The sequence below is a fragment of the Rhizobium sp. USDA 4016 genome, from assembly GCF_056279705.1.
Genome location: NZ_JBWCCY010000004.1, coordinates 1,568,938 through 1,595,035 on the forward strand (window position 1 = coordinate 1,568,938; position 26,098 = coordinate 1,595,035).

Genomic DNA, 26,098 nt, shown 5'->3' on the forward strand with positions numbered 1-26,098 from the left:
CACTTCCATGGCAACGAGTGATTGCGTGCTAACAAGTGTGCAGCGTTTGCTAGCCATGGGACACAGGAGTAAACTTTCAAACGTGATGGACCGGGAGCGAGGTGGGAGCACTCGCGAAAGGAGGCCCGGTATGAGCAATGCGACCGTAAACGACACCCCGCGGAAACCGCCCCCGGCAGAAGCCGGTGTCATCTTCGCCGGCCATGTGCGGGAAGTGACCGTCCATGCCGACGTTCTCGCTCTGCTGCCCGATCCGGCAACTGCGCAGCCTTGCCTGGATATCGCAGAAGACGCCGCCCGCGCCATCCACGGCACCATGGCCGTGGCCCATGTCGGTGCGGATCCGGAACGGATGATCGCCGCGCCCGAGGAGATCGATCTGCAGATGCTGCGCGACCTGGCCGAAGGCTCGCCGCAAGAGCGGTTCGAGCGGGTCGCCCGCGCCTTCGAGGATTGGAAGCAGGGCAAGCCCAGCCGAGAACGGCTCCTTCTCGATGACTGCCGCGGCGATCTCAATCGCTGCGTGACCGCCGAAGCCCATGAGACGGCGCTCGTCGTCGCCCCATGCCATGGCAACATGGATGCCCGCGACGCTTTTCACGATCTCCTTTTCAATGAGCACAAGCTGGTATTGGCACCATCTGCCGATGCCTATGCCGGCAATCTGCTGGGGCATGTGGTGATCGGCTGGAAACCGCATGATCATGCGCAGGGTGCCGTCGCCGCCGCCAGGCGCTGGCTGGCTGCGGCCGATCGCTTGACGGTTCTATGCGTCAACGACAAACCGGACGGAAGCTACCAGTCAACAGCAAGGGAATTGCTAGATCAGCTGGGGCTTGACGGCGACGTCGTTGCAATCAGCTCGGGAAGCCGGTCCGTCGGAGAGGCGATCCTCGATTTCGCCAAGTCGGTGAATGCGACGTGCCTTTTGATTGGCGCTTTCAAGCATGGCTATTTCCTGGAGCTGCTGCTCGGCCGTGTCACTCACTACCTGCTGTCGCATTCGCCACATCCAGTGATGATGAAGCATTAGCGGCGGCGACGCTTGATCTCGCCTGCGCCAAGAAAAGCCGCTACAAAGTCGGTACTTCCATCTGGCTATATCGATGACACACGAAACGGCGGCCGCATCTCAATCGCGCAACTTACCCATGGCATTCGCGGGAGGCGCAATTATTGGCGCGCTCGGTGGGCTGATCGGCCTCGGCGGCGCGGAATTTCGTTTGCCGTTGCTGATTGGCCGCTTCAATTTCGCGGCCCTGGAAGCCGTCATTCTTAACAAAGCCATGAGCCTCGTCGTGGTCGCGACGGCCCTGCCGCTCCGTGCCGGAACGGTGCCTTTCGCCGTTATCGCCGAAAACTGGCCTATCGCCGCCAACCTGCTCGCCGGAAGCCTGCTTGGTGCATGGTGTGGGGCCGGATGGGCAACGCGCCTGAAATCGGAAACGCTCTACAAGGTTATTGCCGTCCTGCTCGTTGTTATCGCGGCGGTGCTGGTCCTCGGCCATGACGCTCGTGCAGGTCAGCCGGTTCTGACTGGGCCGTTCCAGCTGATCGCGGGCGTGATCGCAGGCTTCGTCATCGGCGTGGTAGCCTCGCTGCTCGGCGTGGCAGGCGGGGAATTGCTGATACCGACTTTGGTGCTACTGTTCGGCGCCGATATCAAGCTGGCCGGAAGCCTCTCGCTCGCGGTGAGCCTGCCGACGATGCTTGTCGGCTTCACCCGCTACAGCCGGGATCAGAGCTTTTCGGTTATCCGTCGCAACAAGGCATTTTTGCTCGTGATGGCGGCGGGATCGACTGTCGGAACCTTCATCGGCGGGTTACTTCTCAGCATTGTACCGAGTGTGTTCCTATTGCCTACGCTTGCCGTGATCCTCCTGATTTCGGCGTTGAAAGTCTGGCGGCATCAATAGTTCAAGTGAGGGCACACCCCCGACTTGCACACCTAGGAGCCAGCTACACGTTGCGACGATAGCTGGCGGCGGACGAGCCGGGCGTGAACCGCATTTCATGCAGTGTCTGTATCGCCAAACGTGCAGAACTCTGGTGAGGAGAAGGTTGCGTGCCTCCTTCTCGGGTATTGTTGAGCGCATATGGGTCGACATCAGCGATCAGGTGGCTGGGCAGCGCGGTCATCTGCCGCATAGTGTTCTCCCAGGTGGTGCGCTGCAGTTGCCTTGCCCTGAACGCAAAGAAGATGTCCAGAATGCTGTGTGCAGCCTCGGTCATTATGGCCTCCTTTGTTTTATCGAGCCATGTTGCTAAAATAGCTTTGCGTTGACTTTCAAACAAACGAAATGATATGGTGTTTAATATCAGAAAAATTGAAAGATGCGACGATGACTATGCCCTTTCGCCGCCCGATCCCGTTGCTCGACAATGATGTTCTGAGAACCTTTGTCGCCATTGCGGAAACGGGTAATTTTTCGACTGCAGCCGAGGCTGTGTTCCGCACGCCGTCGGCGGTTTCCATGCAGATCAAGAAGCTCGAGGAACAGCTCGGCGCGACGCTCTTTTTGCGTGATGCGCGTTCGGTGACGCTGACGCAGCACGGTGAGCTCTTGCTGACTTACGCTCGCAATATCTTGGCGCTCTCCAACGAGGCGGTCTCGCGCTTCATCATGCCGGAACTCAGCGGCGTCGTGCGGCTCGGCGCGCCGGAGGATATCGGCGAGCGGCTGCTGCCAAGTATCCTGAAGAGCTTCGCGGAGAGCTATCCGGGCATCATGGTCGACGTGACGATCGACATGAGCATCGGCCTCAAGAAGCGCATGGAAGAGCAGAGGCTGGATCTGGCGCTGATCAATTGCGCCACGCGGCCGTTTCCGACCGGCGGGGAGATCGTGTTTCGTGAACGCCTTGTCTGGGCAGGCGCCAAATGCGGTACTGCCCACAGGCGCGATCCCCTGCCGATCTCGATCTGGGAGGATGGCTGCATCTGGCGCCAGGAGGCACTGGCGCAGCTTGAGCGTAACAAGCGGCCTTACCGCGTCGCCTATCTCAGCGGCCATACGATGGCGCAGCGCGCCGCCGTGCTTTCCGATCTTGCGATCGCGCCGCTGCCGCGCTCCTATGTGGCCGACGGCATGGTGATGCTCGGTGCGCAAGAAGGCCTGCCTGAACTCGGCTCGTTCGACATCCGGCTGCTGACGGCCTCCCAGCTCTCGGGGCCTATGGAGGCGGTCGCCGACAGCATCCGCTTTGCTTTCGCGGAAAAGGCAAAGGCCGCCGCCGCTTGATCCGGACGGCGAGGAACTTTAATGGATTTCGGCGCGTTGAACGGCGAGAGCAGCATGTTGCCTCGGCCGCGCGATTTCTAGTTTGCAAAAGAGGATTTCCAAAATGACGATAACGGTCAAAATCGGCGCAGCGCTGATGCTGCTTCTGGCGCTTTCTTCCTGCGGCAATACCATCCGTGGCGTGGGCCGTGATACGGCAAACGCCGTCAACGCGACGCAGGATGCCGGCCATTCGGTCAACCGCGCCGCACGCCGCTAAATCTTTTCAGACCGTTGCGGCAGGATAGGCGCGTTCGAGGCCGCCCGATCGGTTGAGGCCAGTGCGGAAAGCAAGATAGGCCGGATGCTGGCTTGATTTCGCCGCTTCGGTCAAACGGATCTGAAGCCGCGCCGGCGCGGCTTCACCAACCCACATTCCGGTATTTTCAAGTTTCAGTGAATTGAGAAAGGGCGCAGCCGCGGCCACATCCAGATACCGATGCAAGCCGTCGATCAGGCTGTCGTCCTGCGCTGCATTTTCCATGAGCAGCGCAAGATACGACCTGTCCGCTTCGGAAGCGCCTGCAAATTTGCTGGCAACAGTGTCGCGATCGGGAAAGGAAGCGGCTGGCGTCATCGGTCATCCATTGCGTTGCTGCCATTGGCCCGGCAGTCGTTTGACTAGAATATGCCGTCAGCCTAGGAGCGATAGCCTACGCGAGGCTGGAATTGCTCAAAGAGCGGCCTTCACCTTTTCCGCGACGTCAGCCGGCATCCACCGTGTCCAGAGTTCGGGGTAGTTGCGCAGAAAATAGAGCGCGGCGTTCTCGCTGCTTTCCCGGTTTTCGTCCTGCCACGCTAGAATGTCGTTTATGGTGTTGTTGTCCCAGGTGCGGGAGCGCAAGTAGGCGAGTTCCGGACCGGCACGGTCGGCAAAGGCCTTGGTGACGACGGTAAAGGCCTGGGAGACGGGATAGGCGTTAAGCTGCGGACGCGCGCAGCCTTCGACCGAGGTGCAGGCCAGCCATTCCGCCTTATCGTGGCTGACACCCATACTGAGCCGTGTCATGTCGTATTTGCCGAGGATCGCCGTTGGTGCCCAGTAATAGCCGAGCCAGCCAACTTTGGCGTCGAAGGCTGCGCCGATCGAATCGTCCAGGCTTTGCGGGCTTTCGCTGTCGATCAGCTCGAAACCGGCCTTCTCGCCGTTCAAGGCCCTGAAGAGATTGGCTGTCGAAATCCGGCAGCTCCAGCCCGGCGGACAATTGTGGACGGCGCCCTTGGCGGCATTTTTCGGCGCGGGGAAGAGGTCTGGCCGTTTCAGGGCATCCTGTACGGAGCGGATGTCGGGATTTGCATCGGCGATGAATTTCGGGATCCACCAGCCTTCGATTGCGCCATCCGACAAAATCTCGGAGGCCTGGATCAGGCGCCCGCTCTTCACTGCCGCCTCGAGTTGAGTCCTGACGGACGCGGTCCAGAGTTCCGGTGCGATATCGGGTTCGCCCTTCTGATCCATCGAAGCAAAAGTGGGCACGGTATCGCCGGCCACGGTCCTGACATTGCATCCATAGCCGTTTTTGAGAATGAAGCTGTCGAAATTGGCGGCAATCGCCGCCGAGGCCCAACTCATCTCCGCGATCGAAACATTACCGCAATCAGCCTGCGCGGCGCGGCCGCCGGCGACGAGACATACGGCAATAAACAGCCAAGCCAGGATGATCTTCATCGCTCGTTCCCCGATTTTTGATGCTGACATGCAGCTTTTGGATGTAATACTAACCGCCCAATGCGTTCGTTCAATGAATGCATGCAGCAGTTTGGCCGTCGCAATTTCAGGTGCCATGCGTTTTTTTGCATCGCGATCGCCGGCCTGGGACATTCCGATTACATCCCAGCCTACGCCTTTGACATGGCAATTGAAATCCGCTTGCGGCCGAATTTTTTTGAGCTAAACGACTGATTTGAATGAGCTAATATTCCCACTGATCCACGAGCGAAAGTCTGCATCGAGCTTGACCTCAATGAACTGCATGCGGATCGAGAATCGGTAAAATGTCAAAAAAGGTCAAAATCCACCATTGCTGAGTTCCGCAATAACACTCCGGTAAGAATGTCACGCTATCAGTTGAACCACGGCGGGGGACAACCGCCGCTTTCTCCGGATCAGGTAGTGCGTCCCGGAGAATACGAGTTTCGCCGTGTATTGGCGAATACGCCAGAGTTTTCGGCAAACCGCGCGCGCCCGCCAGCCCGCGCGGTTTTCGCATTTCGGACAGACGATTGACCGCGGATCGTGCCGCGTTGTAGGCCTCATCGCATGACCAAGGCGATCATGTTGCAGGGAACCGGCTCGGATGTCGGCAAGACGGTGCTCGTTGCCGGGCTTTGCCGGCTTGCGGCCAATCGCGGCCTCAAGGTGAAGCCTTTCAAGCCGCAGAATATGTCGAACAACGCGGCTGTTGCCGATGACGGCGGGGAGATCGGCCGGGCGCAGTGGCTGCAGTCGCTTGCGGCGCGCACGTCCTCGTCGATACACATGAACCCGGTTCTCCTCAAGCCGCAATCCGAAAACGGCAGCCAGATCATCGTGCAGGGCAAGGTCTTCGGGCAGGCGAAGGCCCGTGACTACCAGAGGTTAAAGCCGCTGCTTCTTGAACATGTCCTGCAGAGTTTTGCGATCGTCTCGGAAGGCGCCGATCTCGTCATCGTTGAGGGCGCGGGCTCGCCGGCCGAAATCAACCTGCGTCCCGGCGATATCGCCAATATGGGCTTTGCCACCCGCGCCAAGGTGCCAGTCGTGCTCGTGGGCGATATCGATCGTGGCGGCGTGATCGCCTCTCTTGCCGGCACGCACGCGATCCTTTCGGATGACGACCGGGCGATGATTTCCGGTTATATCATCAACAAGTTCCGCGGCGATGTTTCGCTCTTCGATGACGGCAACGCAGCGATCAATCGCTTCACCGGATGGCCGTGTTTCGGCGTGGTGCCCTGGCTGAAGGCCGCCGCCCGCTTGCCGGCGGAGGACTCCGTCGTGCTGGAGCGCCTCGCCAGGGGCGCCTCCGGTGCGTTGAAGATCGCCGTACCGGTTCTGCCGCGCATCGCCAATTTCGACGATCTCGATCCTCTGCGTGCCGAGCCCGATGTCGAGCTCGTCTTCGTGAAGCCGGGAGACCGGCTGCCGGGCGATGCAGCGCTGGTGATCCTGCCCGGGTCGAAATCGACGATTGCCGACCTCCGTGATCTGCGCGCTGCCGGCTGGGACCGCGATCTGGAGACGCACATCCGGCGTGGCGGGCGCGTCATAGGCATCTGCGGCGGGTATCAGATGCTCGGGCGCACGGTTCGCGATCCGCTCGGCATCGAGGGGGCGAGCACTGCGACACCGGGTCTCGGATTGCTTGATGTCGAGACCGAAATGGCGCCGGAAAAGACCGTGCGGAACAGCCTGGCGGTCTCGGCCGAACACGGCGTTCCGCTTGCCGGCTACCAGATCCATTTGGGCGTCACGACCGGGCCGGACTGCGCCAGGCCATCAGCGGTGATCGACGGTGTGGCCGATGGCGCTGTATCTGCTGGCGGCCGGATCATGGGCACCTATCTGCACGGCCTTTTCGGCAGCGATGCCTATCGCGGCAAGCTTCTCGAGAGCTTCGGCCTATCCGGCGAACGGCGGAGCTACCGTCAAAGCGTCGACCAGGCGCTCGACGAGGTCGCGGACGAACTCGAAACCCATCTCGACAAAGGCTGGCTGGCCGGGCTTCTCGGCTAGATTTCGCCGGAGACCTCGCGGCGCCTGCGGTCGAGCTCTTCGCTATAGCGGCGCAGCGTATAGCTTTCGCTGAGCTGGCCGACGACGCGGCGCTCGATCAGATTGTTGAGCACGGCGAGTGCTTCGCTCTCCGTCTTGTCGAAGATCGCCGCCGCCTGCTTTGCGTTCATCTGCGGCTGCAGGAAGTCGTTCCGGTAGCGGATGAAATCCTTCAGATCCTTGCCCTCGTCGTCGGTGGCAACCGGGCTCGCGTAGATTTCCGGAACGAGCACGATGCCGGCATATTTGTCGGAGTCGTCGACGAGGATGACGCGCTGCCTCGATCCGATCGGGAAGGCCTTCTTGAAATCATCAATCGTGATGCTGACCTTCGCCGTTTTCACGTCCGAGCGCATCAGCTTGTCGACCGTCAGATTGCGGATCCAGCCGACATCATGGGCGCTGCGGATGCTTTCGCCACGAAGATGAAAACGCCATGTCGCGAAGGAGTAGCCGAACGTGTTGCGCACGACGAGCGACGAGGTGATGACGGCCGCAAGTACCAGCGCGGTGATCGGAAAGTCCCCGGTTATCTCGAGCGCCAGGAACGTCATCGTCAGCGGCCCTCCGATGACCGCAACGGCGAGCGAACTCATGCCGACCACGGCATAGATCACGGGCGTCAGCGTCGCATGGGCGAAATAGGGGGCAGCATAGGCGAAAAGCTTGCCGAGCAGAGCGCCCATGAAGAGTGAGGCGAAGAAGAGGCCGCCCCTGAAGCCGGAACCGATGGAGATCGCCGATGCGAAGGATTTCAGCAGGAGAAGACCGACCAGGACCGGGACGGCAACATCACGGCCAAGGTTCAGATGCAGCGCGCCATGGCCCGCCGAAAGCACCTGCGGCGTAATCATCGCCAGAAGGCCGACGACGATGCCGCCGAGCGCCGGGCGAAGCGGCGTCGGAACCGAACTCTTGCGCGCCAGCTCCTCGATGAAGGCTACGCCCTGCATGATCAGGATGCCGACGCCGGCGCTGAAGGCGCCAAGCAACAGGGCAGGGATATAATCAGCCGGAACCACCGTGCCGAACTCCCCGACATCGATCATGAAATCGCTTCCCGCCAGCAGGCGCGCGACGAGCGTCGAGACGAGCGCGGAAACGACGACCGGCGTCAGCGACACGATCGTGTAGGTGCCGATGATGAGCTCGAATGCATAGAAGGCGCCTGTCAGTGGTGCGTTGAAGGCCGCGGCGATCGCACCGGCGGCGCCGCAGCCGACAAGGACGCGCAGGTCTGCACGGCGGAGCTGCAGCTTCAGTCCGAGCTTGGAGGCGATACCCGCCGCGAGCTGGACATAGCCCGCCTCGAGGCCGACGGAGGCGCCGAAGCCGTTCGAAACCAGATTCTGCACGGCGACGATGATGCTATCCGTCAGCGACAGCCGTCCGCCATGCAAAGCGTTCGCTTCGATGGGATCGACCATGGGCTTCTTGCGGGTTCGCGCGAGAATGAAAAACAGAAGGCCGAGCAGCATCCCGCCGCAGACCGGCGCCATCAGAAGCAGGAATTTGTCGTTTGTCTGCGATGAACTCAGCCGTTCGATGTCGCTGATGCCGAAGATCAAGCGATGCAGCTCGCGCGAGAGGAGGCTCATGCCGGTGACAGCCAGGCCCGACGTCACGCCGACGGCGATCCCGGCGAAGACCATGCCCATTTCACTGCGGCGGGCAAGCGCACGAAGCCGCCCGGCGTCGAGCAGGCGGTAGAGCCGGTAGAGGCGCGGGAAATTCAATTTCGTGAGCATATGCAAAGAACTAGGTGGCGGCCAACAGCGTCAAGGGCGAGAGGGGCGCTTGCTCCCGAAATGTGGCGAAAGCCCGGCGCGAAAGGCACCGCGAATTGGAAGCTGTTCGCCGCCGGTTTCATTTGGGTGCCCGCAATTGACTTCGGAAGGCGGCTTGCCTAACGATGAATATACTTACGGATGGTTCCGGGACGGCAGATGCCGTTCCGGATGAAAAGGGAATGTGAAGGGACGGACCCAAGCCGGGCGTCTCCATCACAGCCGACCCCGCGACTGTAGAGCGGTCAGGGTCTTCCGTCCGGCGTTCAGGCCATTTCACGGCTCCTTTCGCATGTTGCGGATCAGGTGAAGTGGCTGGGGCGCCGGAAAAGCCACTGGAAATGCATTGTGATCAGCCGGGGCAGGACGCCTCTATTTCTACGAATCGTCCGCCTTTTCACGAGAATGCAGCCGGGAAGGCGAGGAAGATCCACTGGCGCGATCAGGGGCGACCTTAGATGGTCGCCCCGGTCGGCCGACACCCGCGAGCCAGGAGACCTGCCATGCGTGCCGGGCGAAGAGCCCATTCTGGGGCATTGTTCCCCGCTGCCAGCACGGAGGTTGTCATGGCTGAACGATGGAATTCCATGCCGCATTTTGTGGCGTCTTTGCGGGACACCGCACTTTCGACTTCCCGCATTCCTGTCCTCGGGTTTAACCCGAGGATTGTCACAAGAAACCCGCCACGGCGCGTCCGCGCCGTGAATGAAACAGCCATCTCGAGGGGGTCTTCCGCGCCCAAGGATTCCTGTGACAAGCACAGGAATGAGGGTTGGCTGCGCCATACCTCGGCAGCGCCGTTTCTTACGCCGCAGGCCTCCAGATGACTCATCCCACATGCGGCACCGCCTTCGTCCTCGGCGGCGCGCGTTCCGGCAAATCCCGTTTTGCTGAGCAACTGATTGCCGATAGCGGGCTTGAGCGCCACTACGTCGCGACGGGCCGGGCCTGGGACGAGGAGATGCGTCAGCGGATCGAGAGCCACAAAACCGATCGCGGCCCACTCTGGACGACGCACGAGGAGCCGCTGGAGCTCGTCCCCCGTCTTTCCATTATCGACCGCGAGGGCCGGGCGATCCTCGTCGATTGTCTGACGCTCTGGGTCACCAATCTGATCATGGAGGAGCGCGACATGGCAGCGGAATTCGCAGCACTTGCCGCTTGGTTGCCGAAGGCAAGAGCGCGGCTCGTCATCGTTTCCAATGAAGTCGGCCTCGGCATCGTGCCGGAGAACCGCATGGCCCGGGATTTCCGTGACCATGCCGGACGGCTGCACCAGATGATAGCGGCGGAAGCCGCGGAAGTGTATTTCATCGCGGCCGGTTTGCCGCTGAAAATGAAGGGTTGAACCTATGAGCCAGCAGAAGATCCCCACAACCGTCATCACCGGATTCCTCGGCGCCGGCAAGACGACTATGATCCGCAACCTGCTTTCCAACACTGGCGGCAAGAAGATCGCGCTGATCATCAACGAGTTCGGCGATCTCGGCGTCGATGGCGATGTATTGAAGGGCTGCGGCGCGGAAAACTGCACTGAGGACGATATCATCGAATTGACCAACGGCTGCATCTGCTGCACCGTTGCCGACGATTTCATTCCGACGATGACGAAGCTTCTCGAGCGCGCCCAGCGTCCGGATCACATCGTCATCGAAACCTCCGGCCTTGCCCTGCCGCAGCCGCTCGTTGCCGCCTTCAACTGGCCGGATATCCGCAGCGAAGTGACCGTCGATGGCGTCATCACCGTCGTCGACAGCGCGGCCGTCGCGGCCGGCCGTTTTGCCGACGATCACGATGCGGTGGATGCGCGCCGCGCAGACGACGCCTCGCTCGATCATGAAAGCCCGATCGAAGAACTCTTCGAGGACCAACTGACCTGCGCTGACCTCATCGTGCTCAACAAGACCGATCTCCTTGACGGCGAAGGGCTCAGCCGCGTGCGCCACGAAGTGGCCTCCCGCATCGCCCGCAAGCCGGCGATGATCGAGGCGAGGAACGGCGAGGTTCCGGCAAGCGTGCTGCTCGGCCTCGGCATCGGTACTGAAGAGGACATCGGCAACCGCAAGTCTCATCACGAGCTGGAGCATGAGGACGGCACGCCGCACGATCACGACGAGTTCGACAGCTTCGTGGTCGACCTTGGCCCGATCGACGATCCGGCAGGCTTCACCGAGAAGCTGAAAGGCGTGATTGCCGAGCACGATGTTCTGCGCTTGAAGGGCTTTGCCGATGTCGCGGGTAAGCAGATGCGGTTGCAGGTCCAGGCCGTCGGCAGCCGTATCGACCAGTATTTCGACCGCGCTTGGGCGCCGGGCGAAGCGCGCGGCACACGGCTTGTGGTGATCGGATTGCACGAGATGGATCAGAACACCGTCCGCAAGGCCATCCAGGCACTCGTCTAAGGCTCGGCCATGCATCTGCTTCTTGCCCAGAGAGGAACGATCAGCGACGGCGACGAGGCGATCGACCTCGGCCAATCGCCCGCCGATATCCTGTTTTTGTCTGCGGCGGATACGGAGCTTGCGGCGATCGCCGCGGCTCACGCGCAAGGCGGAAGGCCTTTCACGCTCCGGCTCGCCAGCCTGATGAGCCTCAAGCACCCAATGTCCGTCGATGCCTATGTCGAGCGCACGGCGAGGTGCGCAAAGCTGATCATCGTCCGGGCGCTTGGGGGCGCGAGCTACTTCCACTACGCGCTGGAGGCGCTGCATGCCTGCGCGGCGCGGCATGGTGCGATGATTGCGGTGCTGCCTGGGGATTCGAAGCCGGATGCCGGATTGACGCCATTTTCGAACGTGCCGCTCAACGATCTCAACGCGCTCTGGGCTTATCTGATCGAAGGCGGCGACGGGAATTCGCGAAGCTTTCTCGATTACGCGACGGCGATGCTCTCCGGCGATGAGAAGCCGGGCGCGGCTGCGCCGCTGATGAAGGCGGGTATCTGGTGGCCGGGTCGAGGTGTGATTGGGGTTGAGGAGTGGAAAGTTGTTTCCGCGTGCGGTATCCCAAACTCGAAGGAAGAGGCCGGATTCAAACCCACCGTCGCCATCAGCTTCTACCGCGCGCTCGTGCAAAGCGGCGAAACGGCCCCCGTCGAAGCGCTCATCGAAGCGCTGGCGGCGGAAGGCCTGCGCCCTCTGCCGATCTTCGCCTATAGCCTCAAGGATCCGCTGTCGACCGGCATTCTCGAGCGCATCTTTGCAGAAGCGCCGCCCGAGGTGGTGATCAACACCACCGGCTTTGCCGTGTCTGCGCCCGGCGCCGATCGCGCGCCGAGCGTGCTTGAAACAAACGGCGCCGTCGTTCTCCAGGCGATTTTCTCCGCCACATCCAAGGAGGCGTGGGCCTCGTCATCGCAAGGCCTTTCCGCCCGCGATCTCGGCATGAACGTCGCGCTACCGGAGGTCGATGGCCGCGTGCTGGCGCGGGCCGTTTCGTTCAAGTCTGCCGCCCGTTACGACGCGGCCGTCGAGGCCAATATCGTCGCCAGCGAGCCGGATACCGATCGCATGCGTTATACGGCGAAACTCGCCGCCAACTGGGCGCGCCTCCGAAACAGGCAGCTTGCGGGGCGGCGCATCGCGCTGGTGCTTGCAAACTACCCAAACCGTGACGGACGCCTCGGCAACGGCGTCGGCCTCGATACGCCAGCCAGCACGATCGAAGTGCTGAAGGCGATGCGGGATGCAGGTTACGCAGTTTCCGGTTTCCCGGCTGATGGCGATGCGCTGATGCGGCACCTCGCCGAGGGGCCGACCAATTCCGGACACGATGGCAAGGTGATCCGCGAGACGCTTTGCTTGAATGGGTACAAAGCGTTTTTCGCATCTCTTCCGAAAAAGATTCAAGACGAGATTGCCGCCCGCTGGGGGGACCCGGCGTCCGATCCCTATTTCAAAGACGGCAGTTTCGCCCTGCCTTTCACCCGCTTCGGAAATCTCCTCATCGGCATCCAGCCTGCACGCGGCTACAACATCGATCCGAAGGAAAGCTACCATTCACCGGACCTCGTGCCGCCGCATGGCTATCTCGCCTTCTATGCCTTCCTCCGCGAGGAATTCGGCGCCGATGCCGTGATCCATATGGGCAAGCACGGCAATCTGGAATGGCTGCCGGGCAAGGCGCTGGCGCTGTCTCCGGAATGTTATCCGGAAGCGATCCTCGGCCCGCTGCCACATCTCTATCCCTTCATCATCAACGACCCGGGCGAAGGCACGCAGGCCAAGCGGCGCTCGAGTGCCGTGATCATCGATCACCTCACGCCGCCGTTGACGCGGGCCGAGAGCTATGGCCCGTTGAAGGACCTGGAAGCGCTGGTCGACGAGTATTACGAGGCCTTTGGCGGCGACCCGCGGCGCATTCGGCTGCTCGCCAAGCAGATCCTTGATCTCGTCGCCGATATTGGTCTCGACCGGGATGCGGGGATCGCCAAAGGCGAGAGCGGGGACGAGGCGCTGAAGAAGCTCGACGCCTATCTTTGCGATCTGAAGGAAATGCAGATTCGCGATGGCCTGCATGTGTTCGGTGTTGCGCCGCAGGGCCGGTTACTGACTGATCTCACGGTGGCACTGGCCCGCGTTCCGCGCAGTCTGGGCGAGCGGGGCGATGCCAGCCTGCACCGGGCGATTGCGGCAGATGCGTTTTTTGGGTTCCCTCTTCTCCTGCGCGGGGAGACGATGTCCGCCAGGACAGATGAGGGGGTAAGCGACAAAAGGAGCGAACGAGCAGGCGCCAGCCAGGCCGAACATTCCGCCCCCTGCGTCTCGTCCGACCCTTCGGGCCACCTTCTCTCCGTTGGGGGACAGTCGCTAGCCTTCGACCCCCTCGATTGCGATATGTCGGCGCCCTGGCTCGGTCCGCGGCCCTCGCTGTTGGTAGAGACCTGCAATACCCCCTGGCGCACCAACGGCGACACCGTCGAGCGCATCGAATTGCTTGCCGCAGAACTGGTCGCCGGTGAAATTCCATGCCCGCCGGACTGGCCGGCAACCCAATCGGTTCTCACCGAGATCGAAACCCGCCTGAAGCCTTCCATCCTCGCCTGCGGCAAGGCTGAAATCGCGGGCCTTCTTCGCGGTCTCGACGGCCGCTTCGTCGCTCCCGGTCCTTCCGGCGCGCCGACGCGCGGGCGGCCGGACGTGCTTCCGACAGGGCGGAATTTCTACTCAGTCGATAGCCGTGCCGTTCCGACGCCTGCAGCCTTCGAACTCGGAAAAAAATCCGCCGAATTGCTCGTCCGGCGCTACGTTCAAGACCATGGCGACTGGCCGGTTTCGTTCGGGCTGACGGCCTGGGGCACATCGAACATGCGCACCGGCGGCGACGATATCGCGCAAGCGCTGGCGCTGATCGGCGTCAAGCCGGTCTGGGACATGACCTCGCGGCGCGTCACCGGCTACGAGATCATTCCGCCTGCGCTGCTCCGGCGCCCGCGGGTCGACGTGACGCTGCGCATCTCCGGCTTCTTCCGGGATGCCTTTCCCGAACAGATCGCGCTATTTGACAGGGCAATCCGCGCTGTAGGTGCTCTGGATGAAGATGCCGCCGACAACCCGATCGCCGCCCGCATGCGCGGCGAAGCCGCGCGCCTTGCCGCAGCCGGCCTCGATGAGGCATCCGCACAGAAACGCGCCGGCTACCGCATCTTCGGCTCCAAACCTGGTGCTTATGGTGCGGGCCTGCAGGCTTTGATCGACGAAAAGGGCTGGGAGCGGCGGGCCGATCTGGCGGAATCCTATCTTGTCTGGGGCAGCTATGCTTACGGCGCGGCGGAGGAAGGCAGGGCCGAACGCGGCGTCTTCGAGGAGCGCCTGCGCTCCATCCAGGCCGTGGTGCAGAACCAGGACAACCGCGAGCATGACCTGCTCGACAGCGATGATTACTACCAATTCGAAGGCGGCATGGCGGCCGCGGCCGAACAACTGGGTGGAGTACGTCCCGCGATCTACCACAACGATCACTCGCGGCCCGAAAAGCCGGTGATCCGCTCGCTGGAGGAGGAGATCGGTCGCGTCGTGCGCGGGCGTGCGGTCAATCCGAAATGGATCGATGGCGTCATGCGCCATGGCTACAAGGGCGCCTTCGAGATCGCCGCGACGGTCGATTACCTCTTCGCTTTTGCAGCGACGACGGGTGCCGTCGGCAACCACCATTTCGAGGCCGTCTACCAGGCCTTCGTCGCCGATCCGAAAGTCCGCGATTTCATGGCGGAGAAGAACCCGGCGGCGCTTGCGGACATGAAGGAGCGGCTGCTCGAAGCGATCGAGCGCAGGCTCTGGACGCCGCGCAGCAATTCGGCGCGCTTCGATCTCGCACCGTCACATCACACAGAAACGGCATAAGGTTTAGAGGGAAGAACAATGAGCGAAGAAGCAGTGGAAAGCGGCGAGAAGGACGATGCACGTCACGCCGAAAAGATGGCCAAGAAGAAGGCCGCGCGCGACAAGATCATGGCCACGAAGACCGACGAGAAAGGCCTGATCATCGTCCATACCGGAAAAGGCAAGGGCAAGTCGTCTGCCGCCTTCGGGATGATCTTCCGACATATCGCCCACCGCAAACCGTCTGCCGTCGTGCAGTTCATCAAGGGCGCGATGTGGACCGGCGAGCGCGACCTGATCGAGAAGCATTTCTCCGACGTTTGTCAGTTTCATACCATGGGCGAAGGCTTCACCTGGGAGACGCAAGACCGCGCGCGCGATGTTGCAGCGGCGAGGGCTGCGTGGGAGAAGGCGAAGGAACTGATCCGCGACGAGCGCAATTCCATGGTGCTGCTCGACGAGATCAATATTGCGCTCCGCTATGACTATCTCGACGTCAACGAGGTGGCCGCATTTCTCAAGGCCGAGAAACCCTATATGACTCACGTCGTGCTGACCGGCCGGAACGCCAAGGACGAGCTGATCGAGATCGCCGATCTGGTCACGGAAATGGAGCTGATCAAGCATCCGTTCCGCTCCGGTATCAAGGGACAGCCCGGCGTGGAGTTCTGATGGCGGATCAATCTCCCGGCAGGTAATCGGAGGCCATTGCCAGGCTCCAGAGGCGGAGAGGGTTCGTCGGGTCGGACAGAAGCTTGATCGTGAACGCGATGCAAACCGTCACGAGCAGTGGTTTGATGAGCTTGGCGCCGGTGCGCATCGCAAGCCGTGAGCCGACCTGTGCGCCGAGGAACTGGCAGACACCCATCATCAGCCCGACCGTCCAGAGGGTTGCTCCGAAGGAGGCGAAGACGATGAGCGCGCCGGTATTCGAGCCAAGGTTCAGAAGCTTGGTATGCGCCGTCGCCTTCAGCATGCCGAAACCTGCAAGCGTCACGAAGGAAAGCATGAAGAAGGAACCCGTGCCCGGGCCGAAAACTCCGTCGTAAAAGCCGATCAGCGGCACGAAGGTCATGCCGAAGACGAAAGGCGTGATGCGGCGGTGGGTATCGAGGTCGTTGAGGTTTGGCTTGAAGGCGAAATAGAGCGCGATCGCGATAAGCAGCACCGGCATGATGGCGCGCAGGACATCGCCGGGCACGATCGTCGCAAGGGCCGCACCGAGCGCACCGCCCATAGCCGCCATCATGGCCATCGGCAGTTGTTCTCGAAGGTTCACATGGCCCTTGCGCGCATAGGCGATCGTCGCGGACGCTGCTCCGAAAACGGATTGTACCTTGTTCGTGCCGAGCGTCTGGAGCGGCGGAATCCCTGCGATCAGCATCGCCGGGACGGTAATGAGCCCGCCGCCGCCGGCGATGGCATCGACAAAGCCGGCAAAAAAGCCGGCAAGGCAGAGGAGAAGAAGAAGATGGGGTGCGATATCGGACACGGCGGAACTCGAAGGCAGGACTGAAGTCCGCGCCATGTTGCATTTCCGGCTTCCGGCTGCAATGGCTGGAAGGACACGCATGCATTTCAAAATAGGGCCGATGACAGGGATCACGTTCGATATTTCACGCCGCCATGTCCTCGGCCTCGGTTGCGAGCGCGGCACGCCGCCCGACGAAGTCATGGCGCTTGCGGCCGAGGTTTTGTGGCTGGGCGGTCTGGCGCCCGGTGAACTCGCCGCGATCGCGTCGATCGACGGCCGGGCCGGGGAGCCTGCTATTATCGAGGCCGCCAGGCATTTCGGCGTGCCGATGCTGTTTTTCAGTGCCGCACGCCTTGAGGAAGAGACGCCGCGCCTTAAGAATCCATCCGACATCGTCTTTGCCCGGGTCGGCTGCCACGGCGTTGCCGAGTCCGCTGCGCTTGCCGCTTGCGGCCGCAACGCAGAGCTTGCGGTGCCCAAGATCAAATCTGCGCAGGCAACTGCGGCGATCGCCCGCATGCGGTTGCAGAAAGAATAACGGGCGCTATGGTGTCGCCACTTCGCGAGGCGTTTTCCGGCACGCGGCGAACAGCATAAAAGGAAATCTCATGCACAAGGTCATTTATGACACGGACCCGGGCGTCGATGACGCCATGGCGCTCCTCTTCCTGCATCGTCACCCCGACGTCGATCTGATCGGCATCACGACCGTTTTCGGCAATGCCTCGATCGAAGCGACGACGCGCAACGCGCTGTTTTTGAAGCGCGAATGGAATATTTCAGCCCCCGTCGCCAAGGGTACGGGTACGACGATCGATCCGTCGCGCAAGGAGATCGACTGGCCGACCTTCGTGCATGGCGACAATGGCCTCGGCAATATCGACGTGCCGGAATCGGTCGATGTGCCGCTCGATCCGCGCCCGGCCTACCGGTTCATCGTCGACACCGTGCGCGCCAATCCGGGCGAGGTGACGCTCGTTGCCGTCGGCCGCATGACGAACCTTGCGCTGGCCCTGAAGGAAGATCCGGAGATCGCCAAGCTCGTGAAGGCCGTCGTCATCATGGGCGGCAATTTTTATGTGCCGGGCAATGTCTCGCCGGTCGCAGAAGCCAATATTCACGGCGATCCGGAAGCTGCCGACATCGTCCTGACCGCTCCCTGGAAGGTTGTGGTCATCGGCCTCGACGTGACCGCGGTCACGACCATGAGCCGGCGCTATCTCGCCGCTGCCGCCGCAGAGGGCGACAGGGCCGTCAAACTGCTGAACGATCTCTCGCAGTTCTACATCGATTTCTACGCGCATGCGGTCGATGACGGAATGATGGTCCACGACAGCTGCGCCTGCGTCTATGTCGTGGCGCCGGAACTCTTTTCGACCATCACAGGTTCTATTCGCGTCGTCTGTGGCGGTATTGCCGACGGCCAGACGATCGTGAAGCCGGACGGCCGCCGCTTCCCGCCCGGCGATTGGGACGGCCTGCCGAGCCAGATCGTCTGCACCGGCGTCGAGTCGGAAAAGGTGATCGGCCTCGTTCGCGAGACGCTGCTGCGCGCCTGATGAATTGCCGACCGGCCGGCGTCTCCTCCGGCCGGTTCTTGCTGAATCCGATCAATGGGATGGCTTGCTTTCCTTAAGTTCGGATTCAACCCTTTCCAAAATTGAGTCAGTTTTCACCCGGCAGCCTGTGGTCGGCTTTCACCGTTGCCGTTGACCTTGCCTGCTGCCGGGCATAGATCACCTGAATGATCGAAAGCGCATTCTCCCATCTGCCGGCGCTGGAGCCGGGCAGCGTCTGGCTCGTCGGCGCCGGGCCGGGCGATCCTGGCCTGCTGACGCTGCTTGCCGCTAAGGCGATGGCGGAAGCCGATTTGATCATTCACGACGCGCTGGTGAACGAGGAATGCTTGAGGCTCGCGCGGCCCGATGCCGTTCTCGAATATGCCGGCAAGCGAGGCGGCAAGCCTTCCGCGAATCAGCGGGATATCTCGCTTCGCCTGGTCGAACTTGCGCGCTCCGGCAAACGCGTGCTGCGGCTGAAGGGCGGCGATCCCTTCGTCTTCGGCCGTGGCGGCGAAGAGGCGCTGACGCTGGTCGAGCACAACATCCCGTTCCGCATCGTGCCGGGCATTACGGCCGGGATCGGCGGGCTCGCCTATGCTGGCATTCCAGTCACCCACCGCGACATCAACCATGCGGTCACGTTCCTCACCGGCCATGATTCTTCCGGCATCGTGCCGGATGCGATCAATTGGGAGGCGATCGGCCGCGGTTCGCCGGTGATCGTCATCTATATGGCGATGAAGCATATCGCCCAGATCAGCGCCAACCTCATCACGGCGGGCCGCAATCCGTCGGAGCCGGTCGCCTTCGTCTGCAACGCGGCAACCAGCGGGCAGCAGGTTCTGGAAACGACGCTTGGCGAAGCACCGGCCGCCGTCGCGGCGTCCGGCTTGGAGCCGCCTGCAATTGTCGTCGTCGGCGAGGTCGTGAGATTGCGCCCGTCGCTCGATTGGCTGGGTGCTTTGGCGGGGCGCAGGCTACAGCCCGATCCGTTTCGCCGCACCGGAGGGAAGGTGACGGCATGAGCGGGTTGCTGATCGCTGCGCCGTCCTCCGGCTCCGGCAAGACTACGATCACGCTCGGCCTGCTTCGGGCGCTTCGCAACCGCGGCGTTGCGGTCGCTCCCGGCAAGGCCGGCCCGGACTATATCGATCCCGCCTTTCACTCCGCCGCCAGCGGCACGCCTTGCCTGAATTTCGACGCCTGGGCCATGCGGCCCGAGTTGATTTCCGCCAATGCCGCGCTGCACCGGTCCGGCGATCGCATCCTGGTCATTGAGGCGATGATGGGCCTCTTCGACGGTGCGGCCGACGGCAAGGGGACCGCGGCCGATCTCGCCGCCATGCTTCGCCTATCCGTCGTGCTCGTTGTCGACGCTTCGCGCATGTCGCATTCGGTCGCGCCGCTCGTCAGCGGCTTTGCGAGCTTCCGCGCCGATGTCCGCATCGCCGGCGTCATTCTCAACAAGGTCGGCAGCGAGCGGCACGAGACGATGCTGCGCCAGGCGCTCGATGCGATCCGCATGCCGGTCATCGCGGTCATGCGCAGCGACAAGACACTGGCGCTTCCGGAGCGGCATCTGGGCCTCGTCCAGGCGGGCGAGCATCAGGGGCTGGAGGACTTTATCGAGCATGCTGCCGAAGCCGTATCCGACGAGTGCAATTTCGAGTTTCTTCTGCGCACCGCGCGCCAGGGTCTCAACGTTCCCTCGGCGGCGAATATCCATCGGCTGGCGCCGCTCGGAAGCCGGATTGCCGTTGCCCGCGACATCGCCTTTGCCTTTTCCTACGAACATATGCTGCTCGGCTGGCGCCGCCGCGGGGCAACGATCGCCTTCTTCTCGCCGCTGGCCGACGAAGCACCCGCTGCCGATGCCGACGCGATCTATCTGCCGGGCGGCTATCCGGAACTGCATGCCGGAGAGATCGCGGGTGCGCAGAATTTCCGTCGGGCGATGATCGAGGCTGCAGGACGCGGCACGCGCATTTACGGCGAGTGCGGCGGCTACATGGTTCTTGGCGACGGGCTGATCGATGCCGGCGGCACGCGGCACGAGATGCTCGGCCTGCTGCCGCTTGTGACCAGCTACGAAGAGCGCAGCCGGCATCTCGGCTATCGCCGCGTTCAGCCGGTCGACGGGGCATTCTTCGACCATGCCATGACGGCCCATGAATATCATTACTCCACTGTCGTTCGCGAAGGCGACGCCGACAGGCTCTTCACGGTGAGCGATGCTCTCGGCATCGGTCTCGGTGAAGCCGGCCTTCGCCGCGGCCAGATCGCTGGGTCCTATATGCATCTGATCGACCTTGCCGGAGCCGCCGCATGAGTGTTGCGATCCTGCATGGCGGCGGGATCTCGGCCGCCGCCGCTGCCTTTGGCGGAAGGCCGCAGGATTGGCTTGATCTATCGACCGGCATCAATCCGTGCCCGGCGGCGCTGCCGGACATTCCTGCTGAATCCTGGCATCGCCTGCCGGACAAATATCTGGTGCAATCCGCCGTTGCCGCTGCCCGCGACTATTACCGCAGCGGCGATCTCCTGCCGTTGCCTGTTCCAGGCACGCAATCGGTGATCCAACTTCTGCCCAGACTGGTCGAGCCCGGCAGGCGAATCGCGATCGTCTCGCCGACCTATGGCGAATACGACAAGGCGTTCCGGTCAGCCGGCTTTATCGTGGATGCGGTCGATGGGATCGGGGCTGTCGACGACCGGCACGCGCTTGCCGTCGTCGTCAATCCGAACAATCCCGATGGCCAAAGCTATAAGCCGGACGAGCTAGCCGCGCTGCATGACCGGCTGAAAGGGCAGGGCGGCTGTCTCGTCGTCGACGAAGCCTTCGGCGATGCTGAGCCGAATTTGAGTCTCGTGCCTCTGGCATCGCGGTTTTCAAATCTCGTCATCTTCCGTTCGTTCGGAAAGTTCTTCGGACTCGCAGGTCTGCGGCTCGGCTTCGTCGTGACTGCAAGCGATATCCGCGCACGTTTCGAGGATTGGCTCGGCCCTTGGGCGGTCTCCGGCCCGGCGCTGTCGATTGCCGCGTCCTTGCTGCGGTCGGATACGGCTCCGATCATCCGCAGGATCGCCGAGCGCCAGGATGCCTTGGAGGGCGTGTTGAAAGGCGCCGGTTTGGAAATGACCGGCGGAACTCGGCTCTTTTCGCTCGTCGAAGACAGCCGCGCAGGCCGCATTCACACGCATCTCTGCCGCCACCATATTCTCGTCCGCAAGTTCGACTATGCGCCGGAATGGCTGCGTTTCGGCCTCCCGCCCGATTTCGCCGCCGACAACAGGCTTTTGGTCGCTTTGGAAAGTTTTGACGGATGACGATCGACGAAAATCTCCTCGTGCTGTTGCTGGCGCTCCTTCTCGACCGGATCGTCGGCGATCCGGATTGGCTGTGGTCGCGGCTGCCGCATCCCGTCGTCCTCTTCGGCAAAGCGATTTCCAATTTCGACCGGCAGTTCAACAGCGAGACGCTGACGAAGGCCGAGCGGCGGCTGAACGGCACCGTCTCGATCACGGTGTTGTTGGCGTTCAGCGCCGCCGCCGGGCTCGTGCTGCACTGGTTCTTCGGACTGTTCGGCTTTGTGGGAATTCTTCTCGAAGTTGCCTGCGTCGCGATCTTCTTGGCGCAGAAGAGCCTTGCGGATCACGTGTCTGCGGTGGCGGAAGCCTTGCGCGGCGAGGGGATCGTCGGCGGTCGCAAGGCCATCTCCCGCATTGTCGGGCGCGATCCAGAAACACTGGACGAGCCGGGCATTTGCCGTGCGGCGATCGAAAGCCTCGCCGAAAACTTCTCCGACGGCGTCGTTGCACCGGCGCTCTGGTATGTCGTCCTCGGCCTGCCCGGCCTCTTCCTCTACAAGATGCTGAATACCGCCGACTCGATGATCGGACACAAGTCGGACAAGTACATCGATTTCGGCTGGGCCTCGGCTCGCCTCGACGATCTGGCGAACTGGCCGGCCGCCCGTCTTGCCATCGTGCTGATTGCCGCTGGCGCCTGGCTTCGGCGCGGCGCAAGCGCCAGCCGCGAGGCCTTCCAGGTTGCGATCCGCGACGGCGGTCTGCATCGCTCACCGAATTCCGGCCGGCCGGAAGCGGCCATGGCCGGTGCACTTGATGTTCAATTGGCAGGTCCGCGCGTCTATTCCGGCATTGTCGTCAGCGAACCGATGATCAACGGCGCGGGCCGCGGCACCGCCACCGTCAAGGACGTCGAAGACGGGATCGCAGTATTCAATGCGAGTTGCATGATACTGGCGATCGCCGTGTTTCTGGCATTCGTCGCTCTGCTTTGACTGTGCTTCGCAGGAGAGTTGCGGCGCTATCCAGATAAGAATGCTGGCCTGGTGTTCCGAGCCTTTATGCGAATTGCTGTTTCGGCAACAGTTGCCCGTCAAATTTGAAAGCAGATCATGCGAAAGCATTGGCTTTTGAAATGGATTTGCCTATGAGGGGGATAAATTCGTCATTGAAAGAGGTACAGCGCGTGACCGCTACATTCGATAAAGTTGCCGACATCATTGCAGAAACCAGCGAGATCGATCGCGAGACGATCACGCCGGAGAGCCATACGATCGACGACCTCGGTATCGATAGCCTCGACTTCCTCGATATCGTTTTCGCCATCGACAAGGAATTCGGCATCAAGATCCCGCTCGAAAAGTGGACGCAGGAAGTCAACGAGGGGAAGGTCTCCACCGAGGAATATTTCGTGCTGAAGAACCTCTGTGCCAAGATCGATGAGCTTCGCGCCGCTAAGGCCTGAGCGACACAGCTATCTTTTTTCTCCGCCCTGCCTCTGCGAACCGTAGCGGCCGGGCGGTTTTGTTCCTAACTAGGCGTATCCGGCGCTCGCTTTCCCGCCGGGCCGGAGGATCCGATGCTGCTGGAATATTTCCAGATGATTGACCGCGTGGAAGCGGTCGACCTCGAAAAGGGTGTGCTCAAGGCGCGTTCCGTTGTGCCGGCGAAAAGCCCCGTCTTCGAAGGCCATTTTCCGGGTATGCCGCTCGTTCCGGGCGTGCTTCTCATTGAAACCATGGCGCAGGCCTCGGGCATGCTGGTGCTGGCCGCGACTGATTTTGCCGCGATGCCGTTCCTGATGTCGGTGGATGGCGCCAAGATGCGAACCTTCGTCGAGCCAGAGGCGGTTCTCGACATCGAGGCGTTTCTGGAGCATGACGGGTCCGGTTTTGCCGTGACCAAGGCAAAGATCACGAGCGGCGGCAAGAAGGTCTGCGATGCGCAACTGAAGTTGCGCACCATGCCCTTCAGCGAGGTTCCGCTCGGCGATATCGTGAAAAAGCGCGCGGGCGAGGTCGGCCTGATGGATGCGATCGCCGCGCAGGGAGTAAAGGGATGAGCAAGGCTCAAAATGATGTCGTCATCACCGGCGTCGGTATCGTCACTTGTCAGGGCGTCGGCAAGGATGCGCATGTCGCGCTCTTGACGGCAGGTCGAGCGCCGGAGCCGATCATCGAGACTGAAAAATTCAAGCCCTATCCGGTGCATCCGCTGCCGGAAATCGACTGGTCGCAGCAGATCGTCAAGCGCGGCGACCAGCGCCAGATGGAGAACTGGCAGCGCATTGGCGTCTTTGCCGCCGGCCTGGCGCTCGATGACGCGGGCTTCAAGGAGAATGCGGAAACCTGCGGCAGGATGGACATGATCGTGGCCGCCGGCGGCGGTGAGCGTGACATCAATGTCGATACGCTGATCGTCGACGAGGGCCTGAAGCGCAATGATCGCGAGCTCTTACTCAACGAGAAGCTGACCACGGAACTGCGCCCGACGCTCTTCCTGGCGCAGCTTTCCAACCTCCTTGCCGGCAATATTTCGATCGTCCATAAGGTCACCGGTTCCTCGCGGACGTTCATGGGCGAGGAGGCTGCAGGCATCTCCGCCGTCGAAACCGCATTCTACCGGATCAAGTCGGGCGAATCCTCGCATGCGCTCGTCGGCGGCGCCTTTGCCGCCGAGCGTCAGGACATGATCCTTTTGCCCGAATCGATCGGCGCTCACCTGCAGGGCAAATGGGCGCCGCTTTGGTCGCGCAAGGATACCGAAGGCGGCGGCATGATCCTGGGTTCGGCCGGGGCGTTTCTCGTTCTGGAATCGCGCAAGCACGCGGAAGCGCGGGGGGCGCATATCTATGCGAGGATCGATTCCATCGAGGGCGACCGCGGTAACCGGAATGCCGGAAACCTTGAGGTTCGTCTCGAGCGCCTGCTGCAGCCGGCCAAGAAGCTTGCGCCGGAAACGACTGCGATCTTCTCGGGCTCGACCGGCATGCATGATCTGGCAGAGCGCGAAAAGGCGGTTCTGGAGCATCAGCTTCCGGGCGCGGTCGTCCGCGGCTTCGGCGGCGTGTCCGGCCATGCCATCGAAGCGCAGTTTACCCTTGGACTTGCTTTTGCGGCACTCGCCGTCGACAGCAAAGCGAAGGTGCCGCCTTTCGATGCCGCGCACGAAAAACCGATGAGCGCGAGTACCACGGCCGCTGTCGTCACCGCAGTCGGCCACCAGCGCGGCGAGGGTGTCGCCGTTCTTTCCGCGGATGCGTGAGGAGTGATCAAATGACAGAAGCGACTTACAAGGATCATCTCGGCCGCCCGATCGTCGCGGTCACGGGTATGGGAATCATCACCTCGCTCGGCCAAGGGCTCAAGGACAACTGGGCGGCGCTGACCTCCGGCACTTCCGGGATCCACGGCATCACGCGCTTTCCGACCGACGGGCTCTCGACCCGCATTGCCGGCACTGTTGATTTCATCGACATCCCGGTGCCGAACGCCGTTGAGCGTTCCTACGCCTTCGCCCGCGAAACGACGGTTGAAGCGCTCTGCGATGCCGGTATCTCCGGCGATTTCAACGGTCCGCTCTTTCTCGCCGCGCCGCCGATCGAGCCGGAATGGAGCGCCCGCTTCGATCTCGCCGACCGTTCGCCGCCGTCCGAGCACCCGGGCGATGCCTACGAGCGGTTCCTGGCCGCGATGCGCCAGCGCACGGATGCCGCCTTCCATGAAGCAGCACTCTTCGGCGCGATCTCCGAGCGTCTGGCCGACCGTTTCGGCACGCGCGGGCTGCCGGTGACGCTTTCGACCGCATGTGCTTCTGGCGCCACCGCGATCCAGCTCGGCATCGAGGCGATCCGCCAGGGTCGTACCGATCGCGCCCTTGCGGTTGCGACCGATGGTTCGCTGAGCGCCGAAGCGCTCATCCGTTTTTCGCTGCTTTCCGCGCTGTCGACGCAGAACGATCCGCCGACCAAGGCTTCCAAGCCCTTCAGCAAGGATCGCGACGGTTTCGTCATCGCCGAAGGTGCAGCGACGCTGGTCCTCGAATCACTGGAAGCGGCTGTCGCGCGTGGCGCCAAGGTACTCGGCATCATGAAGGGCGCGGGTGAAAAGGCCGACTCCTTCCATCGCACCCGTTCGTCGCCGGATGGCGGCCCGGCGATCGCGACGATCCGTGCCGCGCTTGCCGATGCCGGCATCGATGAAAGCGGCATCGGCTACATCAATGCTCACGGCACCTCGACGCCGGAAAACGACAAGATGGAATATGGCTCGATGCTTGCCGTCTTCGGCGAGCGCATGGCCTCCATTCCGCTGTCCTCCAACAAGTCGATGATCGGCCATACGCTGACGGCGGCTGGCGCGGTCGAAGCGGTGTTCTCGCTGCAGACCATGCTCACCGGCACGCTGCCGCCGACGATTAACTACAACAACCCGGATCCATCTATCGTTCTCGATGTCGTACCGAACAAGAAGCGCGAACAGCAGGTCTCCGCCGTGCTTTCGAACTCTTTCGGCTTCGGCGGGCAGAACGCCAGCCTTGTCATGGCGCTCGAACCGGCTTAAGCGGTTGCCGACAAAATAAGAGAGAGAAGACGCCTTCGAGGCGAGAGGT

24 protein-coding genes and 1 riboswitch are annotated in these 26,098 nt (G+C 62.1%); of the genes, 19 read left to right on the forward strand and 5 right to left on the reverse strand.

The window, feature by feature from the left end:
* Nucleotides 1-130 precede the first annotated feature (130 nt).
* Entirely contained in the window at nt 131-1,033 is a 903-nt protein-coding gene (locus ACZ9DP_RS22865) for a universal stress protein (RefSeq protein WP_476203664.1), read from the forward strand.
* A gap of 73 nt (nt 1,034-1,106) precedes the next feature.
* The gene (locus ACZ9DP_RS22870) at nt 1,107-1,916 is read left to right on the forward strand and encodes a sulfite exporter TauE/SafE family protein (protein ID WP_476203665.1); all 810 of its coding nucleotides are present in this window, start codon (nt 1,107-1,109) and stop codon (nt 1,914-1,916) included.
* Nucleotides 1,917-1,959: 43 nt separating this feature from the next.
* On the opposite strand, the gene ACZ9DP_RS22875 is transcribed toward ACZ9DP_RS22870, so the two are convergent.
* A complete protein-coding gene (locus ACZ9DP_RS22875) occupies nt 1,960-2,232 on the reverse strand; it encodes a hypothetical protein (protein ID WP_476203666.1) in 273 nt (90 codons plus the stop codon).
* Between the two features lie 68 nt (nt 2,233-2,300).
* Here ACZ9DP_RS22875 and ACZ9DP_RS22880 point away from each other — a divergent pair, with 68 nt between their 5' ends.
* Together ACZ9DP_RS22880 and ACZ9DP_RS22885 are read left to right on the forward strand one after the other, a co-directional pair.
* Nucleotides 2,301-3,242 (forward strand): LysR family transcriptional regulator, encoded by a 942-nt coding sequence (locus ACZ9DP_RS22880; RefSeq protein ID WP_194729920.1) that lies wholly within the window; start codon nt 2,301-2,303, stop codon nt 3,240-3,242.
* 103 nt (nt 3,243-3,345) lie between these two features.
* Nucleotides 3,346-3,501: an entericidin domain-containing protein gene (locus ACZ9DP_RS22885; protein WP_039845170.1), complete on the forward strand. Its 156-nt coding sequence runs from the start codon at nt 3,346-3,348 to the stop codon at nt 3,499-3,501.
* Between the two features lie 6 nt (nt 3,502-3,507).
* On the opposite strand, the gene ACZ9DP_RS22890 is transcribed toward ACZ9DP_RS22885, so the two are convergent.
* Together ACZ9DP_RS22890 and ACZ9DP_RS22895 are read right to left on the reverse strand one after the other, a co-directional pair.
* A complete protein-coding gene (locus ACZ9DP_RS22890) occupies nt 3,508-3,858 on the reverse strand; it encodes a hypothetical protein (RefSeq protein WP_476203667.1) in 351 nt (116 codons plus the stop codon).
* A gap of 96 nt (nt 3,859-3,954) precedes the next feature.
* On the reverse strand, nt 3,955-4,950 hold the full coding sequence (locus ACZ9DP_RS22895; protein WP_074068653.1) for a glycine betaine ABC transporter substrate-binding protein: 996 nt from the start codon (nt 4,948-4,950) through the stop codon (nt 3,955-3,957).
* Nucleotides 4,951-5,541: 591 nt separating this feature from the next.
* Here ACZ9DP_RS22895 and ACZ9DP_RS22900 point away from each other — a divergent pair.
* Complete coding sequence (locus ACZ9DP_RS22900; protein WP_476203669.1) at nt 5,542-6,996, forward strand: cobyric acid synthase; 1,455 nt, start codon at nt 5,542-5,544, stop codon at nt 6,994-6,996.
* On the opposite strand, the gene ACZ9DP_RS22905 is transcribed toward ACZ9DP_RS22900, so the two are convergent.
* Complete coding sequence (locus ACZ9DP_RS22905) at nt 6,993-8,783, reverse strand: chloride channel protein (RefSeq protein ID WP_074068649.1); 1,791 nt, start codon at nt 8,781-8,783, stop codon at nt 6,993-6,995. The genes ACZ9DP_RS22900 and ACZ9DP_RS22905 overlap by 4 nt on opposite strands.
* 164 nt (nt 8,784-8,947) lie before the next feature.
* A riboswitch (cobalamin riboswitch) is annotated at nt 8,948-9,342 on the forward strand.
* Between the two features lie 303 nt (nt 9,343-9,645).
* On the opposite strand from ACZ9DP_RS22905, the gene cobU reads away from it, so the two are divergent.
* Genes cobU through cobO form a run of 4 tightly spaced genes read left to right on the forward strand, consistent with a single transcriptional unit; the run spans nt 9,646 to nt 15,814 of the window.
* Nucleotides 9,646-10,170 (forward strand): bifunctional adenosylcobinamide kinase/adenosylcobinamide-phosphate guanylyltransferase, encoded by a 525-nt coding sequence (cobU, locus tag ACZ9DP_RS22910; RefSeq protein WP_074070301.1) that lies wholly within the window; start codon nt 9,646-9,648, stop codon nt 10,168-10,170.
* Between the two features lie 4 nt (nt 10,171-10,174).
* Nucleotides 10,175-11,224 carry a cobalamin biosynthesis protein CobW gene (cobW, locus tag ACZ9DP_RS22915; protein ID WP_476203670.1) on the forward strand — a complete coding sequence of 350 codons (1,050 nt, stop codon included), beginning with the start codon at nt 10,175-10,177 and terminating at the stop codon, nt 11,222-11,224.
* A gap of 9 nt (nt 11,225-11,233) precedes the next feature.
* Complete coding sequence (gene cobN / locus ACZ9DP_RS22920) at nt 11,234-15,163, forward strand: cobaltochelatase subunit CobN (RefSeq protein ID WP_476203671.1); 3,930 nt, start codon at nt 11,234-11,236, stop codon at nt 15,161-15,163.
* A gap of 18 nt (nt 15,164-15,181) precedes the next feature.
* The gene (gene cobO / locus ACZ9DP_RS22925; protein ID WP_194729912.1) at nt 15,182-15,814 is read left to right on the forward strand and encodes a cob(I)yrinic acid a,c-diamide adenosyltransferase; all 633 of its coding nucleotides are present in this window, start codon (nt 15,182-15,184) and stop codon (nt 15,812-15,814) included.
* Nucleotides 15,815-15,821: 7 nt separating this feature from the next.
* On the opposite strand, the gene ACZ9DP_RS22930 is transcribed toward cobO, so the two are convergent.
* Nucleotides 15,822-16,634 (reverse strand): TSUP family transporter, encoded by an 813-nt coding sequence (locus tag ACZ9DP_RS22930; protein WP_476205458.1) that lies wholly within the window; start codon nt 16,632-16,634, stop codon nt 15,822-15,824.
* Between the two features lie 100 nt (nt 16,635-16,734).
* Here ACZ9DP_RS22930 and ACZ9DP_RS22935 point away from each other — a divergent pair, with 100 nt between their 5' ends.
* The 10 genes from ACZ9DP_RS22935 (at nt 16,735) to ACZ9DP_RS22980 (ending at nt 26,049) form a co-directional block, all read left to right on the forward strand.
* On the forward strand, nt 16,735-17,154 hold the full coding sequence (locus ACZ9DP_RS22935; RefSeq protein ID WP_476205459.1) for a cobalamin biosynthesis protein: 420 nt from the start codon (nt 16,735-16,737) through the stop codon (nt 17,152-17,154).
* A 70-nt stretch (nt 17,155-17,224) separates the two neighbouring features.
* Nucleotides 17,225-18,175, forward strand: coding sequence for a nucleoside hydrolase (locus ACZ9DP_RS22940; RefSeq protein WP_476203673.1), 951 nt, complete (start codon nt 17,225-17,227; stop codon nt 18,173-18,175).
* Nucleotides 18,176-18,360: 185 nt separating this feature from the next.
* Nucleotides 18,361-19,203 carry a uroporphyrinogen-III C-methyltransferase gene (gene cobA / locus ACZ9DP_RS22945; protein WP_476203674.1) on the forward strand — a complete coding sequence of 281 codons (843 nt, stop codon included), beginning with the start codon at nt 18,361-18,363 and terminating at the stop codon, nt 19,201-19,203.
* Nucleotides 19,200-20,507: a cobyrinate a,c-diamide synthase gene (locus ACZ9DP_RS22950; RefSeq protein ID WP_476203676.1), complete on the forward strand. Its 1,308-nt coding sequence runs from the start codon at nt 19,200-19,202 to the stop codon at nt 20,505-20,507. Before cobA ends, ACZ9DP_RS22950 begins: the two co-directional genes overlap by 4 nt.
* The gene (gene cobD, locus ACZ9DP_RS22955) at nt 20,504-21,505 is read left to right on the forward strand and encodes a threonine-phosphate decarboxylase CobD (protein ID WP_476203677.1); all 1,002 of its coding nucleotides are present in this window, start codon (nt 20,504-20,506) and stop codon (nt 21,503-21,505) included. The genes ACZ9DP_RS22950 and cobD overlap by 4 nt, the downstream gene beginning before the upstream one ends.
* A complete protein-coding gene (gene cbiB, locus ACZ9DP_RS22960; RefSeq protein ID WP_194729907.1) occupies nt 21,502-22,482 on the forward strand; it encodes an adenosylcobinamide-phosphate synthase CbiB in 981 nt (326 codons plus the stop codon). The genes cobD and cbiB overlap by 4 nt, the downstream gene beginning before the upstream one ends.
* Before the next feature lie 152 nt (nt 22,483-22,634).
* Nucleotides 22,635-22,952, forward strand: coding sequence for an acyl carrier protein (locus ACZ9DP_RS22965; protein ID WP_022715027.1), 318 nt, complete (start codon nt 22,635-22,637; stop codon nt 22,950-22,952).
* 114 nt (nt 22,953-23,066) lie between these two features.
* Nucleotides 23,067-23,549, forward strand: coding sequence for a 3-hydroxyacyl-ACP dehydratase FabZ family protein (locus ACZ9DP_RS22970; RefSeq protein WP_092585369.1), 483 nt, complete (start codon nt 23,067-23,069; stop codon nt 23,547-23,549).
* Complete coding sequence (locus ACZ9DP_RS22975) at nt 23,546-24,751, forward strand: beta-ketoacyl-ACP synthase (RefSeq protein WP_476203679.1); 1,206 nt, start codon at nt 23,546-23,548, stop codon at nt 24,749-24,751. The genes ACZ9DP_RS22970 and ACZ9DP_RS22975 overlap by 4 nt, the downstream gene beginning before the upstream one ends.
* An 11-nt stretch (nt 24,752-24,762) precedes the next feature.
* Nucleotides 24,763-26,049: a beta-ketoacyl-ACP synthase gene (locus ACZ9DP_RS22980; RefSeq protein WP_194729905.1), complete on the forward strand. Its 1,287-nt coding sequence runs from the start codon at nt 24,763-24,765 to the stop codon at nt 26,047-26,049.
* The last annotated feature ends 49 nt before the right edge of the window (nt 26,050-26,098 follow it).

Excerpts from the sequence above, each read along its gene's own strand:
- ACZ9DP_RS22880 (WP_194729920.1), top strand. The coding sequence starts at position 2,301 with ATGATATGGTGTTTAATATCAGAAAAATTGAAAGATGCGACGATGACT.
- ACZ9DP_RS22935 (WP_476205459.1), top strand. The coding sequence starts at position 16,735 with ATGACAGGGATCACGTTCGATATTTCACGCCGCCATGTCCTCGGCCTC.
- ACZ9DP_RS22885 (WP_039845170.1), top strand. The coding sequence starts at position 3,346 with ATGACGATAACGGTCAAAATCGGCGCAGCGCTGATGCTGCTTCTGGCG.
- ACZ9DP_RS22895 (WP_074068653.1), bottom strand. The coding sequence starts at position 4,950 with ATGAAGATCATCCTGGCTTGGCTGTTTATTGCCGTATGTCTCGTCGCC.
- cbiB (WP_194729907.1), top strand. The coding sequence starts at position 21,502 with ATGACGATCGACGAAAATCTCCTCGTGCTGTTGCTGGCGCTCCTTCTC.
- ACZ9DP_RS22940 (WP_476203673.1), top strand. The coding sequence starts at position 17,225 with ATGCACAAGGTCATTTATGACACGGACCCGGGCGTCGATGACGCCATG.
- ACZ9DP_RS22965 (WP_022715027.1), top strand. The coding sequence starts at position 22,635 with ATGAGGGGGATAAATTCGTCATTGAAAGAGGTACAGCGCGTGACCGCT.
- ACZ9DP_RS22890 (WP_476203667.1), bottom strand. The coding sequence starts at position 3,858 with ATGACGCCAGCCGCTTCCTTTCCCGATCGCGACACTGTTGCCAGCAAA.
- cobA (WP_476203674.1), top strand. The coding sequence starts at position 18,361 with ATGATCGAAAGCGCATTCTCCCATCTGCCGGCGCTGGAGCCGGGCAGC.
- cobO (WP_194729912.1), top strand. The coding sequence starts at position 15,182 with ATGAGCGAAGAAGCAGTGGAAAGCGGCGAGAAGGACGATGCACGTCAC.
- ACZ9DP_RS22970 (WP_092585369.1), top strand. The coding sequence starts at position 23,067 with ATGCTGCTGGAATATTTCCAGATGATTGACCGCGTGGAAGCGGTCGAC.
- ACZ9DP_RS22950 (WP_476203676.1), top strand. The coding sequence starts at position 19,200 with ATGAGCGGGTTGCTGATCGCTGCGCCGTCCTCCGGCTCCGGCAAGACT.
- ACZ9DP_RS22980 (WP_194729905.1), top strand. The coding sequence starts at position 24,763 with ATGACAGAAGCGACTTACAAGGATCATCTCGGCCGCCCGATCGTCGCG.
- ACZ9DP_RS22870 (WP_476203665.1), top strand. The coding sequence starts at position 1,107 with ATGACACACGAAACGGCGGCCGCATCTCAATCGCGCAACTTACCCATG.
- ACZ9DP_RS22865 (WP_476203664.1), top strand. The coding sequence starts at position 131 with ATGAGCAATGCGACCGTAAACGACACCCCGCGGAAACCGCCCCCGGCA.
- ACZ9DP_RS22900 (WP_476203669.1), top strand. The coding sequence starts at position 5,542 with ATGACCAAGGCGATCATGTTGCAGGGAACCGGCTCGGATGTCGGCAAG.
- cobU (WP_074070301.1), top strand. The coding sequence starts at position 9,646 with ATGACTCATCCCACATGCGGCACCGCCTTCGTCCTCGGCGGCGCGCGT.
- ACZ9DP_RS22875 (WP_476203666.1), bottom strand. The coding sequence starts at position 2,232 with ATGACCGAGGCTGCACACAGCATTCTGGACATCTTCTTTGCGTTCAGG.
- ACZ9DP_RS22905 (WP_074068649.1), bottom strand. The coding sequence starts at position 8,783 with ATGCTCACGAAATTGAATTTCCCGCGCCTCTACCGGCTCTACCGCCTG.
- cobD (WP_476203677.1), top strand. The coding sequence starts at position 20,504 with ATGAGTGTTGCGATCCTGCATGGCGGCGGGATCTCGGCCGCCGCCGCT.
- cobW (WP_476203670.1), top strand. The coding sequence starts at position 10,175 with ATGAGCCAGCAGAAGATCCCCACAACCGTCATCACCGGATTCCTCGGC.
- cobN (WP_476203671.1), top strand. The coding sequence starts at position 11,234 with ATGCATCTGCTTCTTGCCCAGAGAGGAACGATCAGCGACGGCGACGAG.
- ACZ9DP_RS22975 (WP_476203679.1), top strand. The coding sequence starts at position 23,546 with ATGAGCAAGGCTCAAAATGATGTCGTCATCACCGGCGTCGGTATCGTC.